The organism is Vogesella mureinivorans, assembly GCF_007644035.1.
In the GTDB taxonomy this organism is placed as follows: domain Bacteria; phylum Pseudomonadota; class Gammaproteobacteria; order Burkholderiales; family Chromobacteriaceae; genus Vogesella; species Vogesella mureinivorans.
The window spans coordinates 56,462-73,336 of the sequence record NZ_VMTV02000663.1; the positions used below are offsets into that span (position 1 = coordinate 56,462).

The window sequence follows — 16,875 nt, forward strand, 5'->3', positions numbered from 1 at the left end:
AGCGCAAGCAATACCGCAAGATGCCGCCCGGTAACCGTACCGGGCGGCATCTTGCTTTGATACGTCTGGCAGCACACTGCGGGCAGGCATTCCACTCGCACAAAAATTTTCTAAAGTTTGGCCGGGGCTGGACCGATAAGGGTACATAGCCTGCAGCACTACACAGTGCCAAGCAGATAAGGAAATCAAAATTAAGTTGTAAGTGAGGAAATCATGCCAATCATCGTAAACAGCAACATTGCATCCCTGAATGCCCAGCGCAACCTGAACCAATCGAACACTGCACTGGCTACCTCCCTGCAGCGCCTGTCTTCCGGCCTGCGAGTGAACTCCGCCAAAGACGATGCCGCCGGTCTGGCCGTTGCAGAAGGCATTACCTCCCAGGTTCGCGGTAACCAGCAAGGTGTACGTAACGCCTACGATGGTATCTCGATGGCACAAACGGCCGAAGGCGCACTGGGCCAGATTACCAACAACTTGCAGCGTATCCGTGAACTGGCCACCCAGGCATCCAACGCTTCGGTTTCCAGCACCAACCGCTCGCAGCTGCAAAAAGAAACCGACCAGCTGACTCAGGAAATTGCCCGTATCGTGCAAACCACCGAGTTCAACGGCGCCCAGCTGCTGACCGGCTCCGGCACCGCAGGCTTTACCTTCCAGGTGGGTTCGCAAGGCTCGGCTAACTTCCAGATCAGCACAGCCAGCGGTATCGATATGACTACGTCGGCCAGCGGTGGTATTGCCTTTGCTGCAGCCAGTGCGGTAACGGGCACAGGCGCAGTAGACATCACCACCCAAGCAAATGCTTCTGCCGCGCTGAACTCGCTGGATACGGCCATCAGCAACGTAACCAACGTGCGTGCCACCTTCGGTGCGGTACAAAACCGCTTCGAGGCGGTGATTGCCAACACACAAAACTATATCGAGAACCTGAGCGCGTCGCGTAGCCGCATCATGGATGCCGACTTTGCCTCCGAAACGGCCATGATGACCCGTAACCAGATTCTGCAACAGGCTGGCACCTCGATTCTGGGCCAAGCCAACCAGGTACCCCAAGCCGCCCTGTCTCTGCTGCGCGGTTAATGAAAAATGGCTCATGCCCAGACATGAGCCAAGCAAGCAATACCTCACTTTGCCGGCCTTTGGCCGGCTTTTTTCATTTCTGACCGCCTTTTGCCATACCGCCGTCTCTTGTTTCCAGCTTCCCGCTTACCGATTTTTCAACACCTTCACGCATGACATATCGAAGCCGACGCCGAGTATAAAAAAAATCCTAAAGTTTGCTAAAGACACGACGATAAGCGCTATGACACCCCAGTTTTCTACTGGGTTAGTCAATAAAATAACGGAGATTAAAAATGCCTATCATCGTAAACAGCAACATAGCGTCTCTGAACGCTCAAAGGAACTTAAACCAGTCCAACTCGGCCTTGTCTACGTCCCTGCAACGCCTGTCTTCCGGTTTACGCGTAAACTCGGCAAAAGACGATGCAGCAGGCTTGGCCGTATCGGAAGGTTTGAACTCGCAAATTCGCGGTAACCAGCAAGGTGTACGTAACGCCTACGACGGTATCTCGGTAGCGCAAACTGCCGAAGGTGCACTGGGCCAGATTACCAACAACCTGCAACGTATCCGTGAGCTGGCTACCCAGGCATCCAACGCCTCGGTATCCAACACCAACCGCTCGCAGCTGCAAAAAGAAACCGACCAGCTGACTCAGGAGATTGCACGTATCGTGCAAACCACCGAGTTCAACGGCGCCCAGCTGCTGACCGGCTCCGGTACTGCTGGTTTTAACTTCCAGGTAGGTTCGCAAGGCTCGGCCAACTTCCAGATCAGCACTGCCAGCGGTATCGATATGACTACCTCGGCCAGTGGCGGCATCGCCTTTGCTGCTGCCAGTGCGGTAACAGGTACCGGCGCAGTAGACATCACCAGCCAGTCCAACGCTTCTGCCGCGCTGAACGCACTGGATACTGCCATCAGCAACGTCACCAACGTACGCGCTACCTTTGGTGCGATACAGAACCGTTTTGAAGCAGTGATCGCCAACACTCAGAACTATGTAGAAAACCTGAGTGCCTCGCGTAGCCGTATCGTGGATGCAGACTTTGCATCTGAAACCGCCACCCTCACGCGTAACCAGATTCTGCAACAGGCAGGTACGGCGATTCTGGGCCAGGCAAACACAGTGCCGCAGGCTGCACTGTCCCTGCTGCGCTAAGCAGTTTGGTAAAATGGTGGCCCCCTCTACAGCTATACTCTAGAGGGGGCGATCGCCTTGGAGGTATACATCATGCAGATTGGTGCAATGCCTAACTCTCAGCCGGTGGTGGCACTAAGCAGCCGCCAGCAGCAAGAGTTACCCGTACAGCTGTCCGCCGATGAGCGGCCGGCTGTCACACCCGAAACCACTAAAGCCGTTGCTGGCGTAGCCGATACAAAACAACAGGCTAACAGCAAAGATGCCAAAGAAAAGCCGCCCAGTGCCAGTGAGCTGGCGGACGCAATAAAAAAACTGAACGAGGCGGTAAAACTGTACAAAGGTGACCTGCAATTTACGGTGGATGAAGATACCCAATTGCAAGTCGTCAAGGTAGTAGACCGCGGCTCGAAAGAGCTGATACGGCAGATCCCCTCTCCCGAGGTCGTCCGTATTGCCAAGGCAATTGACGAATTCAGCAGCCTGTTCATACGGGATCAGGCCTGACACTTCATCACGCATGGAAGGTAAGACAGCATGGCATCCATTACGACAGCTGGCAGCAACTTTGATGTACAGGGCCTGGTTTCCCAGCTGATGTCCCTGGAGCAGGCCCCGCTTACCGCCAGCAAGAAAAGACAGTCCGAGTACAACAACCAGCTCTCGTCCCTGGGCAAGCTGAAATCCACCCTGTCCGACTTTCAAACCAGCATGCGTGGCTTGCTGTCCGGTACGGCACTAAACGTGACCAAAGCGGAAAGCAGCGATAGCACCACCATCAAGGCCACCTCGGATTTCACCGCCTCGGCCGGTACCTACGTGATGAATGTCACCAGTCTGGCCTCGGCACAGACGCTGGCACTGTCATCGTACGCTGGTGGTAGCGGTGCCATTGCCTCGGCCACCACAGCACTGGGCAATACGGCAGGCAACCTGACCTTCAGCTTTGGCGATGGCAAAACCGGCACCGTTGCGCTGTCCGCAGGCGCTTCCCTGCAGGATATTTCATCCGCCATCAACTCCGCCGGCCTGGACGTAGCCGCCTCGGTAGTGAATAGCGGTGCCGAAGGTTACAAACTGGCACTCACCAGTAAAAACAGCGGTAACGCTGGCGCTTTTAGCCTGTCGGGTGGTGCAGCACTGGGCGTAGGTTTTCTGGATTTTGACCGTACCAGCAGCGATGCGGCCAACCTGGCCAAGCGCACCGCCGCCCCCAGTGATGCCGTCATGACCATCAACGGGGTCACGGTGACCGCTTCAAGCAACAAGGTCAGCGGCGTGATGACCGGGCTGGACGTGACGCTGTATAAAACCGGTGCCGCCACACTGACGGTGACACGGGACAACGACACCGTACTGAAGAACGTGCAGGCCTTTGTGGACGGTTACAATAAAATCGATGCCCAGGTCGACGAGATGTACAAACAGACCGGCTCAACCGTCACCGATGCCTCCGGCAAAACCATTGGCACCACCTCCCGCGTAGATGGCTCGGTACGCATGCTGATGCAGTCGCTCTCCAATGAACTGAATACCGGTATCAGCGGGCAGGACCTGTCCAGTGGCTTTGGCTTCATGAGCCAGATTGGTATCAGCCTGCAAAAAGACGGAACGCTGAAACTGGACAGTGAAGTCTTTAAAAAGGCGCTAGACAAAGACCCGGTGGCGGTAGCCAGAGTATTCAGCAACCCGAATGAAGATGGTTTCGCTGACCGGCTGAACAAAAAAGTCAGTGACATGCAGGGCACCGAAGGCATGCTGCAAATGCGTACCACCAGCCTGAACCAGCAGGTGCGCTACGAAACACAACGTCAGCAGCAGATACAGGCAGCGCTGGACGACAAACAAAAAGCCCTGCTGGGCCAATATTCACGCCTGGACGCAGCGCTGGCAAAAATGAAAACGCAAAGCAGCTACTTGTCAGCTGGTCTTTAATATCAGGCCACACCGAGGAAATTAAGTAATGAACCGACTGGCGCTACAGCAGCTCAACAAAGCCTATAAACAGGACGCTCTCGAGGCTTCGGTATATGGCGCAAGCCAGGTAGGGCTAATCGTCATGCTGTACGAAGGGGCGATTACCGCCCTGCAAAAAGCACAGCAGGAAATCGCACAAAACAATTACATCGAAAAAGGGCGCCTGATCGGCAAAGGCCTGGAAATCATCAACGGCCTGGATACGGTCCTGGATTTGAACAAGGGCGGGGAAGTGTCGGCCAACCTGCGCGAGCTGTACGTCTACATGAAACACAGACTGGGCGTAGCCAACAGCAAAAACGATGCAGATATCCTGCAGGAAATCATCAAGCTGCTGGACGAACTGCTGGGTGCCTGGCGCCAGCTGGATAAAATGCAAGGTGCCTCCCTGCGAGGGGGCAAAATCTGATGCCAGCCACCTCGTTGCAACAGGCGGCAGAAAGCTATGCCCACCTTACCAGCGAGATGATGGTGCTCTGCCAGGAAGGTGCATGGGAAGCCTGGCTCGTACTGGAAGAACAGCGCGGCGATATTTTCCAGCAACTACAACACCTGATGCAGACAAGCCCTATGCAAGAGCCAATCCGTGCCATATTAAAAGAGGCGCTGGCGCAAAATGATGCCATGCAGGTCATGGTGGCCGCACGCCACGAGGTACTGGCAGGGGAAATCAGTAATACCCGTCAGCAACAGAAAATCAGCAGCACTTACCGCTAGCAAGGGCCTTCCGCCGTGTCGCGGTAAGCACGCAGGAGCCAGCGATGAATACTACCGATTGGTTGTTGTTTTTGATTGTGGTGTTACAGTCCGGCATCGTTTTCTGGCTGTGGCGGCGTATTGACATGATCGAATCAGAGCGGCGGGTAGAGGCCAGTACCTTTGACCACCTGCAGCGCCAGATCAGTGCCATGCAACGCAGCCTGCAAGAAGCCTCGCAAGCCAAACCTGCCGCTGCCGCGCCACCACCCGCGCCCCCCGCCAGAACCGTATTACGCCAGCAGCCCCTGGCCACCACGGAGGGCGCTAGCCCTTACAACCAGGCGATCGAATTGTTCAAGCGTGGTTTTTCTACCGCCGACGTAGCAGAACGCTGCGGCATCTCCCGCAGTGAAGCCGAATTGATCCTTTCTCTTTACCGTAACAGCCCCACCGCATGATTTCGCCGTTGTTACCCGGCCTGTCCGGTACGCAAACCGGTGCTGCCGAGCTAGCCGGCAGCCCGCTTACGCCCGCCCAGGCCATCAAGCTTGGCCGGGAGCAAGGCCGTTTGCTGCTGGAAGCCAGCAGTACACCGGCCCGCATGCCCGCGCTGCAAAGCGGCGAAACCCTGCTGGCCCAGGTCAGCGAGCGGCTGCCCGATGGCAAGTTGGCCGCACAGATCAAAGGCGAGCCCTTTATCCTGACCGTGCCGCAAGATGGCAAAGTAGAAGGCGAGGCGCTACGCCTGCGGGTAGCCACCACACAGCCGCTGTCTTTTTTCCTGCTGGATGGCGACGACCTTAAACCCCCGCCCTCCCCGGCAGACCAGATCGCCGCCCGGCAGTCGCAGGCACTGGCCAACGCCATGCAGCTGGCCGCCAGCAGCGAAGGGGTGGCGCTGGAAACCCTGTCGCAGCCCACCGGTAAAATGCCGGCCTTCCAGACGGGCGAGTGGGTGATGGCCAAAGTAGCCGAGCGCTTGCCCGACGGCAGCGCGGCCGTACTGGTAAAAAATGCAGCCTTTACGCTGAAGGCGCCCGGTGATGGCCAGGCGCTGCGCGCCGACCCGCTATTGCTGCGCGTGCGCAGTACCGAGCCGGTGCTCAGCTTTCAGCAAGTGGACATGCCACAGGCGGCGGAAACCGACAAGTCGGCCGCTGTCACGTTCAGCACGGCGTCACGCTATTTATCCAGCCTGCTCACCGTTGCCGGTGGCAATCATGCGGCCAACCAGAGCCCTGGCGCGAGCCTGCTCACCCAGCTGCCACCCGGCATGGCGGGCCAGCTGGCCACCGGTAGCAGCCCGCTGGCCGCCACCATCAACAGCCAGCTGGCTGCCAGCCTGGCCGCTACCCCCCCCGCCCTGCACACCACGGCTGCCCACGCAGCACTGCTAGCCGACCCGGCCCAGCCCGCACAGGAAAGCGAAACCCGCCTGAAGGCCACCGTTGAAAAAAGCGGTGTGTTTTATGAGGCGCACCAAAAAGCCTGGGCCAATGGCCGCCTGTCGCTGGACGAGCTCAAGCAAGAGCCACAAGCCAGGCTGGCGAGTGCCCTGCCCCCCGAGCCCAGCGGCAAAAGCGCTGTCACGCAGGAAATCGGCCACCTGGTACAACGCCAGCTGGATACGCTGGAGCAAAAGCAGTTTGTCTTTACCGGCCAGGCCTGGCCCGGCCAGCTGGTGCAATGGCAGATCCAGCCGGAAGAGCCTGGCGAGCGTGAGGCGAACGGGCAGCAGGACATGCGCGCTTGGCATACCAACCTGGCTTTAAGCCTGCCGGCACTGGGCGGCTTGGCCGCACGTATCCGCATGGTAGGCAACCAGATCCAGCTCACTTTTGACACCGACAACCCCGAGGCTGCCGCCATGATTGAGCAGCACAGACAGCAGCTGGCAGGCTCCATGGAAGCCGCCGGGCTTGCTCTGGCCAGCTTGCAGGTAAGACATGAAACAGGCTCGCCTTGATCACCGCCGCTCGGCGGTAGCACTCAGCTATAAAGAAGGCGCCAACGCCCCGTCTGTGGTGGCCAAAGGCTACGGCCAGATGGCCGAGCGCATTATCGAGCAAGCCAAAGACGCTGGCGTGTTCGTGCACGACTCGCCCGAGCTGGTCAACCTGCTGATGCAGGTAGACCTGGATAGCCACATTCCGCCCGAGCTGTACCGTGCCGTGGCCGAAATCCTGGCCTTCGTTTATTTTCTGGAACAACAAGCCAAAGGCGAAAAAATCGACTTTGCCCAGTGGCTGGCCATGCGCCGGCCGCCTCCTCTTGCTGTGCAAACCAACTCTGGAGCCAATCAATGAAAGTGGGATATATCGGCCTGGGCATCATGGGCCGCCCGTGTGTCATCAACCTGTTAAAAGCCGGCTTTGATGTAACGGTCTGGGCACGCCGCCAGGCATCGGCCACGGCGCTGATCGATGGCGGGGCGCACTGGGCGCCCAGCGTGGCCGAGCTGGCCGCGCAAGTGGACGTGCTGATCAGTAATGTGTCGGATACCGCTGATGTCGAGCAGCTGCTGCTGGGCCCCGATGGTGTCGCCACCACCGCCAGGCCCGGCCTGGTGTGCGTGGACATGAGCACCATCTCGCCGATTGGCGCCCGCGATATCGCGCAAAGGTTGGCCGCAAGCGCTGTGACTTTCCTGGATTGCCCGGTATCCGGTGGTGAGGTCGGTGCCATCAATGGCACGCTCACCATCATGGTGGGCGGCGACGCCGCCGCGCTGGACAAGGTACGCCCGGTACTGGCGGCCATGGGGCAGACCATCACCCACATCGGTGATAGCGGTGCCGGCCAGGTCGCCAAGGCTTGTAACCAGATTGCCGTGGGTGTCGGCATTGCCGCAGTGGCCGAGGTGATGAAGCTGGCGCAGGCCTGCGGTGTGGACCCGGCACCGGTACGCCAGGCACTGCTGGGCGGCTTTGCCGGCAGCAAGGTGCTGGATGTGCATGGCCAGCGCATGATCGACGACAACTACGCCCCCGGCTTCAAAGCCAAGCTGCATCAGAAAGACATGGGGATCGTGCTGGATACCGCGCGCGAGCTGGGCATACGCCTGCCAGAGGCTGAACGCGTGGCCGGCCTGATTGGCCAGTTGGTCGCCCAGGGCGAGGGCGAGCTGGACTCGTCTGCCATTGCGCGGCTGATCTGGCAACAAAACTAGGCAGCACCACCAGGCGCACCATAAAAAAGAGCGGGAAACCCCGCTCTTTTTTGCATGCTAGCGACCTAGCAAAGCTTGCTGCCACTCTGCTATGTGGTCTTCCAGCCAGAAGTGGCGGTCAACCCAGCTACGCAGTGCACTACCTTGCTGTGCCGACCAATCCGGCTGTTGCAAGTGTTCGTCAATGGCGGCCACCCAGGCCTCTACCTGCCAGGCAACCCGGGTCACTGGCGGGTTGTCGGTACGGTAGGGGTAAACATCCGAGCACACTACCGGCCAGCCCAGCACACCGTACTCCAGCAAACGCAGATTACTCTTGCCAGCGTTAAAGGCATTGTCTTCCAGCGGTGCCAAAGCCAGGTCCAGATTCAGCGATGCCAGCTTGGCAGGGTATTCGCTATAACGTACCGGCTGGTGCTTTTCGGCAATCAGCTCGTCCACGCCTTCCGGCCACATACCCATGAACACCCACTCCACGCGATCGGCGGTACGGCGGATGACCTCGGCCAGAATACGCAAATCCCCCTTGTGCTGCTGCGCACCCACCCAGCCCACGCGTGGCTTGCTGCCCTGCCCGCGCTTGGACGATAGCTCGCCCCAGGTAGCGCGCGGCAGCCGGTTGGGCACCACACGGATATCCGGGTGCGCCCCTTGGTAGTAGTCCTTGATGAACTGGGTAGACACCACAATGCGGTCGGCCAGCTTGAAGGCCTGCTTCAGCCGTGTGCGCACATCACGGATATTGGCCTGGAAGTGCTTGTACACCGAGCTCTCTTCGGGGATCTCCGATAACAGGTCGTCCAGCGAAATGATCACTTTCAGTGCTGGCAAATACTTGCGGTATTGTTCCAGCGCAGTGATTTCATTGCGGTCCGCCGGGTTCTGCATATACAGGATATCAACGCCCAAACGCTGAATCTCCTGTACTGACAAAATCCGGCGCACGCCATCACCCATCGTGGTGCAATGCACCATACCCGACTCCACGAGTACGGTCACAGGCTGCTTCACGCGATAATCGGCGCTGGCACCACCTACGGTCAGTGCCAGGACTCTGGGGTGCTTGGTGGGGAAGTCCGGCCAGGCACCCATCACTGCACTATCGTCCGAGTACAGTGGCTGGGCCAGCATCAGAGCGCGGTTGTAGAAAGGATCCATGGACAGTTCCGGCAGATAGTGCTGACGTAGCCAGTCCACACCGTTCAGGAAATCGTTCTGTTCGCTATGCAGCAATGCCCAGTCTTCCTCCTGCCCATGCGAAATCAATGAGCCGTTGCGCTGGTGGTGAACCACAATCGACGCCGGGGCAAACAGCAGCTTGCCGCCCTCCCGGCGCAGGCGCAGCCCCCACTCCAGCATGGCCAGCTCGCCTACTCGCAAGATATCGTGGCGCAATGGCTGCGCTTGCAGTACGGCAGTAGGCAGCAATACGCAAGGCGAATGCACCGCTGCCACCTCGCGCATGGCGGTCAGGCGGTTCATATACCCGGCGTGGGTGATGCCTTCATTCGCGCTTTCCTGCTGGAACAACACATCGGCTTTGCTACCACCCAGAATCAGGCCGGCACACTGCAGCAAGCCGGTTTCCGGGAATACCAGCTTGGGCACCACGGCTACCGCGTCCGGCCAGGCGGCCAATGCCAGCAGCTCGTCTAGCCAGGCTGGCTGCACAAAATGTGTATCGTTGTGCGCCAACACCACGTAAGGGCTGCTGACTGCTGCCGCCAGGCAATTGAATACCTCGGCAGGCGACACATGGCGCTCGAAATGCACCAGGTTGAAACGCCCGGGCCAGCGGGCCGCCAATTGCTGGTAGTAGTCCAGCACGTCGGTATCGCGGCTGGCGCAGTCGCCCACCCACACGCTGAAATCGGCGTAGGCAGTTTTATCAAACAGCGAATCCAGGCATGGTTTGATGAACTCGAACGAGTCCACATTACTGATCAACACCGCCACCTGCGGCGCCTGGTATGGCAGGCGCAGTGCCAGCGACTCACCGTGCCCATGGCCAAGCTGTGGTGCCAGCCCCCGGCTAGCCAGGTACTGCGCAGGCGCGTGGCTATCTGCGTAGGGGTAGTGCCCGCGGCCAGATGGTAGCGCCAGCAACACGTCGGCCAGGTAGCGGACAGACTGCTCGCCGCCCTTGGCCAGCATGGCCAGGGCAAGCTCGCTCACGCTGGCCACCTCGGCCTGGGCCAGTAGCGGGCAGTAATACCATGCGGCGTCGCCAATATAGTGGTAGCTGCACAGGTACAGCGGGTTCAGGGCGTGGCGGCGATGGGTATTGACGGGCGCGGTATAGCGGCCATCCAGCGAATCGCTGTAAATCATGCTGGTGCCTGGCGCAGCGGCGGCGACTACCCTGGCCAGCGCATCCATGTCGAACTCGGTACCGGCCTCGAAGGCGCCAAGCCATTCGGCGCCCAGCTCTGCGGCCAACATCTGCAGCACGGCTACCCGTGTAGGCTCATCCAGCGAGGGGGCCACAAACCAGCCATATTGCTCGTCCGACTGGAACAGCGGGTCGTGGCATGGCTCGGTTGCCACACACACCAGCTGCCAGTGCCGGTAAAGCTGGCGGCTGAGGGAGTCCAGCGTATCGGCCAGGTTGGCCGCATTGCGCGGGTCTACCCATACCACCAGCAAGACTTTGGTTTGCACCGCGTTCAGCGTCAGGTGGCGGGCCAAGTCGTCTACATACGCATTCTGGAAGGTACGGTTATAAGGCTCGCGCACCAGACGGTGGTCATTTTCCAGCGGGATAGGCGCCTGCAAGCCTGGGTGGTAGCCAGCCAGTTTGGCTGCCAGGGTTGGCGGCAACACCTGGCGTATAACGTCTACCCATTGGTAAGCCTGGGATTCTTGCGTGGCGTACTGCAGCAGATACTCGTAAGACCCCAGCGCCAGTTGCTGACGATAGGCGGCATCTTCTATCAGGCGCTCCAGCGCGGCGGTCCAGCTGGCGGTGTCGTTATCCACCACCAGTGCCAGCCCTTTTTCTTTTGCCTCGCCATACGGTGTGACGTTGCTCAGGATGGATGCGGCCCCCACTGCGGTGTAATCCAGCCATTTCAGGTCGGATTTGGCGCGGTTGAATTCGCTGTCATCCAGCGGCCCCAGGCCGATATCGATACCAAAACGGCGGATAGCCGGCAGGTAGGCCGCATAGGTGACACCGGTGTCAATGACACGTACGTCGGCCTCGGTCTTGAAATCGACACGATTGCCACCAAAGAACACAAAGCGCACACGCTGCATGCCGTACTTGGTATTAATGGCGCGCAAGGCGGGCTCGATGATCTTCATATCCCAGCCGTGCGAGTTCGTACCGAAAAAGCCGATAGTGACCTTGTCTTTGGCTTCGCCTACAGCCAGCAGCTCTTTATAGCGTGCATAGGCCAGGCTGTTGGGGATAACGGTCACCGGGACACCGTAGCCTTGCAGCTTCTCGCCCAGATAGCGGGTACTGGCCACTACGGCCGAGCTGAACGGGATTTTTTCTTGCCAGTACCGTAGCAATGGTATGGGCTGAAACTGTTCATACTGCGGGTGGTAGGCGGGCAAGGCCGGGAGCCAGTCGTCTGTTTCAAAAATCCAGGGTTTGCCGCTGGCTAGCACTTTATCGACGTATTCGGCGTTTTTCTCGCCCAGGGCACCACGCTGAATGACCAGCAGGTCGCACCACGCCAGTAGCGTGTTGAAATCCGTTTCTTCCGGCCGGTGGCTGAATTGTTTGCGCCCCGGGTACAAAGCCACGTCCAGCCAGGGGGAGAGCTGCACCAGCGGGTCACCCAGACGGATATTGAAACTGGCGCCGTACAAGTAGTCGTGGTGAATAACACCTACCTTGAGCTTCTCGCCCGACACGTCGCCTTCCCCGGCGAACTCGGGTGGGCGCGACCGATGCGTTACATCTGGCAGCTGGCGCAGGGCATACTGTGCCGCCATCCGGCTTTGCACCAGGCCTTGGGTATGCGCGATGAAGTCTTGCAGCTCGCCTTGAAACTCGTCGATGGTTTGCTGGTACTTGCGGGCAACATTGGCGACAGTCGCTCTGGCTTTTTCCAGTTGCGCCGGATCATTCCCCCACGCTACCCCGTCGTCCCCCAGATAACTGTGCACCGGGGCCGACAGAAACAACGGGTTAGGCAGATACACGACCGGGCAGCCGCATAGCAGGGCTTCGAAGCAGGCGGTACTGTGCTCGTAGGTATACAGCACCTCGGCACCGCGATAGAGCTCGGCCAGTTGGGCAGGAGTACGCAATGGCACCCGGAATGAAATCTCGGTCGAGTCTGCCGTCAGCGGCAGGGGTTGGCCGCCGGCATTCAGAAAACGGCTGAACCATACCAGGCTGCCGCTGCGCTGCTCGTCACCACGGTTGTAATAGGTGCTGGTATCCAGCAGCGGTACCTGCAGCAGATTGGCGTGCCAGCCGGGGGGCACAATATCCCAGCCATGGGTATAAACCAGATCACGCGTGTGCCAACCCAGTTTGTCCAATGGTGTTTTCGTGAGAAAACCCGGGTGGTTCAGCAGGTAGCGCACCACATGACGGGCCTTCAGCGGGTTACCTGCCACCACTTCCGGGTAAATCACGACAGGCTCGACACCAGCAAGCTGATGGCGGGCAAGTATCTCTGGCGTAATGGGCGGGGTATCCAGCAGCTGCGATACACCCTGATTGTACATATACGCCTCGCAACCGGCCTGGTTCAGCTGGTGGCACAGGTAGTGCATGGCCCGCACACCGCCGGATGCCTCGTGAAAGTCAGGGGCAACAATATAGTACGGCGCGTTGCCGGGCTTAGCTTGAATGAGGGGCTGGGTCATGTTTGCACTGAAAAAATTGAGAGATCTGGCTGCAGACGTAGTGCACCTGGCTAGCAGACATGCCGGGGAACAGCGGTAGCCGCAACAAGCTGCTGGCTACCCGGTCTGTATGGGGCAAATCGCCATGGGCGCGGCCAAACTGGCGGCCCGCCGGCGCGCTATGCAGGGGGATATAGTGAAACACGGCAGAAACGGCCCGCTGCGCCAGATACTGGATCAGGCAGGTACGCTGGCCCGCATCCGGCAGCATGATATGGAAAATATGCGCGTTTTCGCCGGCTGCGGGCAGCGGCTCGGCCAGCTCGATATACCCTGCCTGGGCCAACGGCAGCAATAGCTGGCGGTACAAGGCCCAGTGGCCACGACGTACCTGGTTTATCTGTTCTGCCTGCTCTAGCTGGGCATACAGAAAGGCGGCAATCAGCTCACCGGGCAAATACGACGAGCCCACATCTACCCAGGTGTATTTGTCCACCAGGCCCTCAAAGAAAGCCTTGCGGTTGGTCCCCTTTTGCCAGATGACATCGGCACGCTCAAAAAAAGCCGGGTTATTCACCAGCAGTGCCCCGCCCTCGCCGCTGATCACGTTCTTGGTTTCGTGAAAGCTCAGGCAGCCCAGATCACCGATGGTGCCCAGCTTCTTCCCCTTGTATTCAGTGAGGATGGCTTGCGCGGCGTCTTCTATCAGCAGCAAACCATGCTGCTGGCACAGTGCCTGGATAGCATCCATATCACACGGGTGGCCGGCATAATGCACCACGACAATGGCGCGGGTACGCGGTGTGATGGCTGCTCGTATTTCGTGCGGGTCAATATTCAGGCTATGCGGGTCGATGTCGACAAAAACAGGGGTCGCACCGCGTAATACAAAAGCATTGGCTGTGGAAACAAAGGTAAACGACGGCATGATGACTTCGTCGCCCGGCCCCACACCAGACAGGATGGCGGCCATTTCCAGTGCTGCGGTACAAGAGTGCGTGAGCATGGCCTTTGGCGTGCCCAGCTGGTTTTCCAGCCAGGCCTGGCATTTGCGCGTAAAGGCGCCATCACCCGACAACGAGGCGCTATCCAGCACCTGTTGCAGGTAGGCGAGCTCGCTACCACTGATGTGCGGTTTGCCAAATGGTATTTTTTCCATACAGTCCTTTACCGGCGCCTGAAAATGCCAAACACCTTATAGCCCATATCCTGTGCCCACAGGCCTTCTGCCGTTAGCTGTGGCGTCTCATTCGATAACGTAGCCCATGCATTACGCACAATATCATCATCGTATGCCAGGATGCGGTCCAGTTCGCTGATATAGGTTTCCAGGTGCAAGCAGGCGAAGCCCTCCTCCTCCAGCAGCCCTTGCAGCGTGCGGGGGGTAAAATAGCTCCAGTGGCCATGACAATAGTTATTGTTTTTCTGCTGCTCGATAGCCAGCAGCAAGCTGCGCTGATTGGGTACTTGCACCAGCAATAGCCCATCCTGCTTGAGGCAGGCCGTCATCTGCTGCAGCGACTGCCGTGGCGAGGGCAGGTGCTCCAGCACATCAAACAGCGCCACGGCGTCCATCGCCGGCCAGTGCGCCGGCAAGTCTTGCGGGAAGCTGCCGTGCACCACCTGCAAGCCCTTTTCCAGGCAGCTTTGCACTGCGGTTTCGCCCAGCTCGATACCGTAGGTCTGCCAGGCTTGCCTGCGCGCCTGCTCCAGCAGCGTGCCGTTTGAGCAGCCTACGTCCAGCAGGGTGGCGGGCGGGCTGAACTGCGCCAGGCGGCCAACCACGTACTCTGCTTTTTTCTGTTCCAGAAAACGGTAGGCTTCGTTTACCTTTAACGCCTGGTTTGCCTGGCTGGACTGGCTCTGCCGGTAACGCGCCTGTTCGGCCCCCGGTAACAGCACATCGCGGCTATAGACAAAACCACAGCCTGCGCACGCCATGATATGCATGCCGTGCGCCCTGAATAGCTGGCGTGCGTTGGCCGCAGGGTGGTCACACAAGGGGCAATCCCGGGTGTAGGCGACACCTGGCAAAAACTCGCCATCGGCCGCCAGCAAACCACTAAAGTCGGCCTGCTCGGCCTGGCGCAATGCCTGGTTTGCCTGCTGCAGGGCCTGGCGAACCCAGGGGTAGCTGGCGGCGTCAAAATCTGCCCGGTTCATCAGGCTCAACCCTGCAAGCTATCGAGCACCGCCGCCAGCTCGGCCAGGGTCAGCTGGGCCAGCTGGTCGGTGTCGACTGCCGAAAAATCAGTAAAGCGCTCGTCGCAGGCAATCAGGAAGCCCACCACGGCAAAAGAATCCACCTGGGCAAAAACGGGCTTGTCTGCCAGCAGGCTTACCGCGCTTTCTTCCTGGAAAAAAGCGGCAATCCATTGCGCGTTATCCATCATGCCTCCCCCTTGCCGACATTCACCATCTTGATACCCATGCTGACGTAAGCCCTGCCAGCGGGGATGGCACCGCTTACCACGCAGCCCACGCCAAAATTGCACCCCTCACCAATATCCGCCCCGGGCAGCACCACACACTGCGCCCCCAGAATGGTGTAGCGCCCCAGGGTGATGTCGCCGCATACCTTGTCGCGCGGGCCAGCTTGCGCCCGGCTGTAATCGTCACTCTTGGTAAACAGGCTGACATGGGTAGACATACCGGCGCCATGACCCAGGCGGATACGCCCGCCGGTGCCACCCAGAAAACAGAATGGCGAAACATGCACGTCGTCCCCCAGCTCGATTTGGCCGGTGAGGATGGCAAAGTCATCAATGCGGACACGGTGACCCAGGCTACCTTCAATCGCGTACAGGCGCGCCAGCGGCGACACTTTCACGTCGTCGCCCACCTGGCTGAAGCCCAGCGCCAGCAGGGCCTCTTTCGTCAGATAGCTCATATCAGATGAACAGGTCAAAGTCAGAAATCGGCTCGACCATTTCACCGGCGGCCATTTTTTCCAGCAGCAGGTTGGATTCATGGCGAATGCAGTGGAAGGTGCAGTGCTTGGCCGGGTCTACCCGCTCCATCACCTTGTTGCGGCGGTCGCCTTTCCACAACTCTTCCAGCGAGACTTTGGCAATATCGCCAATACGCATATTGAGGTTGCCGCGGTGATACGGGCAGACATAGGCACCGCTGGGGGTAATGACGGTGCGTAGCTCGGCGGTGAGGCAGCGGTTATAGGGCTTGATCTGGACGCCCACACCATTGAGCGCTTCTTCCAGCGTGAAGGGGGCAATGATCTTGAAGTGATCATCGGCCAGCTCGCGAATCTTCTTCAGCTGTGCATTCACCAGCTCGACCACGCTCTTATCCTGCTGCTGCAGGAAGTGCATCATGTCGAATGCTGGTTTGACTTCGAAATAGTCACAGCCGATTTCCTTGGCCAGCACCGCGGCCTTTTCGATATCGACTGCATTGGTGCTCTGGATGCTGCCATCCGTGTTGTACTTGGTCAGCAGCAAGAAGGAATAGCCCAGCAAACCACGCTTGTTGGCCGCCATCTTGCGCATATTGTCGATCACCAGCGGGAACTGTGATTTGCCGCTGGCGTGCGGGCGGAACTCGGAAAACACGTCTTCGCTGCCCGCATCCACCGACACGCGCAGCCAGTCTGTCATCTGGGTGCACTCGTCCATATAACGGTGCATCAAGGTACCGTTCGTGGTCACCCCCACCTTGATGCCGCTTTGATGCAGCGCACGCACCAGCTCGCCAAACTTGGGGTGCGCCATGGGCTCGCCGCCACCGATCAGCACCACGGCACGCACGCCATGCTGGGCAAACTCTTGCGCCAGCCGCAGCAGGCGCTCGCCATCGATGCCGCCCTGGTTCAGCAGGTTGGCGCTGATGCAGTCGTGGCAAGCCAGGTTGCAGGCGGTGGTTGGGTCCAGCTCCACCACGAAAGGGGCGGTATTACTTTTATTCCACAGGAAGCGCTGAATGTATTCCTGCACGGTTTCCTGCTTCAGTTTTTCCACCAGGGAAAGCGGACGGGATATCTGGCTCATAAGCGTATTC

At 59.1% G+C, this 16,875-nt stretch carries 16 protein-coding genes; 10 read left to right on the forward strand and 6 right to left on the reverse strand.

The annotated features are described in order from the left end of the window. Nucleotides 1-213 precede the first annotated feature (213 nt). From FLQ44_RS17465 to FLQ44_RS17510, 10 genes are all read left to right on the forward strand, one after another. Nucleotides 214-1,083 (forward strand): flagellin N-terminal helical domain-containing protein, encoded by an 870-nt coding sequence (locus FLQ44_RS17465; protein ID WP_147695420.1) that lies wholly within the window; start codon nucleotides 214-216, stop codon nucleotides 1,081-1,083. A gap of 275 nt (nucleotides 1,084-1,358) precedes the next feature. After that, the gene (locus FLQ44_RS17470; protein WP_147695421.1) at nucleotides 1,359-2,225 is read left to right on the forward strand and encodes a flagellin N-terminal helical domain-containing protein; all 867 of its coding nucleotides are present in this window, start codon (nucleotides 1,359-1,361) and stop codon (nucleotides 2,223-2,225) included. A gap of 72 nt (nucleotides 2,226-2,297) precedes the next feature. After that, nucleotides 2,298-2,711, forward strand: a complete 414-nt coding sequence (locus FLQ44_RS17475; RefSeq protein WP_147695422.1) for a flagellar protein FlaG — start codon at nucleotides 2,298-2,300, stop codon at nucleotides 2,709-2,711. A gap of 30 nt (nucleotides 2,712-2,741) precedes the next feature. After that, a complete protein-coding gene (gene fliD / locus FLQ44_RS17480) occupies nucleotides 2,742-4,139 on the forward strand; it encodes a flagellar filament capping protein FliD (RefSeq protein ID WP_147695423.1) in 1,398 nt (465 codons plus the stop codon). Nucleotides 4,140-4,167: 28 nt separating this feature from the next. Continuing rightward, entirely contained in the window at nucleotides 4,168-4,590 is a 423-nt protein-coding gene (gene fliS, locus FLQ44_RS17485; protein ID WP_147695424.1) for a flagellar export chaperone FliS, read from the forward strand. Beyond that, nucleotides 4,590-4,898 (forward strand): flagellar protein FliT, encoded by a 309-nt coding sequence (locus tag FLQ44_RS17490; protein ID WP_147695425.1) that lies wholly within the window; start codon nucleotides 4,590-4,592, stop codon nucleotides 4,896-4,898. The genes fliS and FLQ44_RS17490 overlap by 1 nt, the downstream gene beginning before the upstream one ends. Before the next feature lie 44 nt (nucleotides 4,899-4,942). After that, nucleotides 4,943-5,338 carry a DUF2802 domain-containing protein gene (locus tag FLQ44_RS17495; RefSeq protein ID WP_147695426.1) on the forward strand — a complete coding sequence of 132 codons (396 nt, stop codon included), beginning with the start codon at nucleotides 4,943-4,945 and terminating at the stop codon, nucleotides 5,336-5,338. Further along, on the forward strand, nucleotides 5,335-6,846 hold the full coding sequence (gene fliK, locus FLQ44_RS17500; RefSeq protein ID WP_147695427.1) for a flagellar hook-length control protein FliK: 1,512 nt from the start codon (nucleotides 5,335-5,337) through the stop codon (nucleotides 6,844-6,846). Before FLQ44_RS17495 ends, fliK begins: the two co-directional genes overlap by 4 nt. Continuing rightward, the gene (locus FLQ44_RS17505) at nucleotides 6,827-7,186 is read left to right on the forward strand and encodes an EscU/YscU/HrcU family type III secretion system export apparatus switch protein (protein ID WP_147695428.1); all 360 of its coding nucleotides are present in this window, start codon (nucleotides 6,827-6,829) and stop codon (nucleotides 7,184-7,186) included. Before fliK ends, FLQ44_RS17505 begins: the two co-directional genes overlap by 20 nt. Beyond that, a complete protein-coding gene (locus FLQ44_RS17510; RefSeq protein WP_147695429.1) occupies nucleotides 7,183-8,049 on the forward strand; it encodes an NAD(P)-dependent oxidoreductase in 867 nt (288 codons plus the stop codon). Before FLQ44_RS17505 ends, FLQ44_RS17510 begins: the two co-directional genes overlap by 4 nt. Before the next feature lie 57 nt (nucleotides 8,050-8,106). Here FLQ44_RS17510 and FLQ44_RS17515 read toward each other — a convergent pair whose 3' ends face one another. From FLQ44_RS17515 to FLQ44_RS17540, 6 genes are read right to left on the reverse strand one after another with little or no spacing between them, the layout of a single operon-like run. After that, nucleotides 8,107-12,882 (reverse strand): glycosyltransferase, encoded by a 4,776-nt coding sequence (locus tag FLQ44_RS17515; RefSeq protein WP_147695430.1) that lies wholly within the window; start codon nucleotides 12,880-12,882, stop codon nucleotides 8,107-8,109. Then, nucleotides 12,857-14,020, reverse strand: a complete 1,164-nt coding sequence (gene rffA / locus FLQ44_RS17520) for a dTDP-4-amino-4,6-dideoxygalactose transaminase (protein ID WP_147695431.1) — start codon at nucleotides 14,018-14,020, stop codon at nucleotides 12,857-12,859. The genes FLQ44_RS17515 and rffA overlap by 26 nt, the downstream gene beginning before the upstream one ends. 8 nt (nucleotides 14,021-14,028) lie before the next feature. Then, on the reverse strand, nucleotides 14,029-15,024 hold the full coding sequence (locus FLQ44_RS17525; protein ID WP_147695432.1) for a class I SAM-dependent methyltransferase: 996 nt from the start codon (nucleotides 15,022-15,024) through the stop codon (nucleotides 14,029-14,031). Nucleotides 15,025-15,029: 5 nt separating this feature from the next. Then, nucleotides 15,030-15,254 carry a hypothetical protein gene (locus FLQ44_RS17530; protein WP_147695433.1) on the reverse strand — a complete coding sequence of 75 codons (225 nt, stop codon included), beginning with the start codon at nucleotides 15,252-15,254 and terminating at the stop codon, nucleotides 15,030-15,032. Next, a complete protein-coding gene (locus FLQ44_RS17535; protein WP_147695434.1) occupies nucleotides 15,251-15,751 on the reverse strand; it encodes an acyltransferase in 501 nt (166 codons plus the stop codon). Before FLQ44_RS17535 ends, FLQ44_RS17530 begins: the two co-directional genes overlap by 4 nt. A gap of 1 nt (nucleotide 15,752) precedes the next feature. Then, nucleotides 15,753-16,865, reverse strand: coding sequence for a radical SAM protein (locus FLQ44_RS17540; protein WP_147695435.1), 1,113 nt, complete (start codon nucleotides 16,863-16,865; stop codon nucleotides 15,753-15,755). Nucleotides 16,866-16,875: the final 10 nt, after the last annotated feature.

Excerpts from the sequence above, each read along its gene's own strand:
- fliK (WP_147695427.1), top strand. The coding sequence starts at position 5,335 with ATGATTTCGCCGTTGTTACCCGGCCTGTCCGGTACGCAAACCGGTGCT.
- FLQ44_RS17475 (WP_147695422.1), top strand. The coding sequence starts at position 2,298 with ATGCAGATTGGTGCAATGCCTAACTCTCAGCCGGTGGTGGCACTAAGC.
- FLQ44_RS17495 (WP_147695426.1), top strand. The coding sequence starts at position 4,943 with ATGAATACTACCGATTGGTTGTTGTTTTTGATTGTGGTGTTACAGTCC.
- FLQ44_RS17530 (WP_147695433.1), bottom strand. The coding sequence starts at position 15,254 with ATGATGGATAACGCGCAATGGATTGCCGCTTTTTTCCAGGAAGAAAGC.
- fliS (WP_147695424.1), top strand. The coding sequence starts at position 4,168 with ATGAACCGACTGGCGCTACAGCAGCTCAACAAAGCCTATAAACAGGAC.
- FLQ44_RS17515 (WP_147695430.1), bottom strand. The coding sequence starts at position 12,882 with ATGACCCAGCCCCTCATTCAAGCTAAGCCCGGCAACGCGCCGTACTAT.
- FLQ44_RS17470 (WP_147695421.1), top strand. The coding sequence starts at position 1,359 with ATGCCTATCATCGTAAACAGCAACATAGCGTCTCTGAACGCTCAAAGG.
- FLQ44_RS17535 (WP_147695434.1), bottom strand. The coding sequence starts at position 15,751 with ATGAGCTATCTGACGAAAGAGGCCCTGCTGGCGCTGGGCTTCAGCCAG.
- rffA (WP_147695431.1), bottom strand. The coding sequence starts at position 14,020 with ATGGAAAAAATACCATTTGGCAAACCGCACATCAGTGGTAGCGAGCTC.
- fliD (WP_147695423.1), top strand. The coding sequence starts at position 2,742 with ATGGCATCCATTACGACAGCTGGCAGCAACTTTGATGTACAGGGCCTG.
- FLQ44_RS17510 (WP_147695429.1), top strand. The coding sequence starts at position 7,183 with ATGAAAGTGGGATATATCGGCCTGGGCATCATGGGCCGCCCGTGTGTC.
- FLQ44_RS17490 (WP_147695425.1), top strand. The coding sequence starts at position 4,590 with ATGCCAGCCACCTCGTTGCAACAGGCGGCAGAAAGCTATGCCCACCTT.
- FLQ44_RS17540 (WP_147695435.1), bottom strand. The coding sequence starts at position 16,865 with ATGAGCCAGATATCCCGTCCGCTTTCCCTGGTGGAAAAACTGAAGCAG.
- FLQ44_RS17465 (WP_147695420.1), top strand. The coding sequence starts at position 214 with ATGCCAATCATCGTAAACAGCAACATTGCATCCCTGAATGCCCAGCGC.
- FLQ44_RS17505 (WP_147695428.1), top strand. The coding sequence starts at position 6,827 with ATGAAACAGGCTCGCCTTGATCACCGCCGCTCGGCGGTAGCACTCAGC.
- FLQ44_RS17525 (WP_147695432.1), bottom strand. The coding sequence starts at position 15,024 with ATGAACCGGGCAGATTTTGACGCCGCCAGCTACCCCTGGGTTCGCCAG.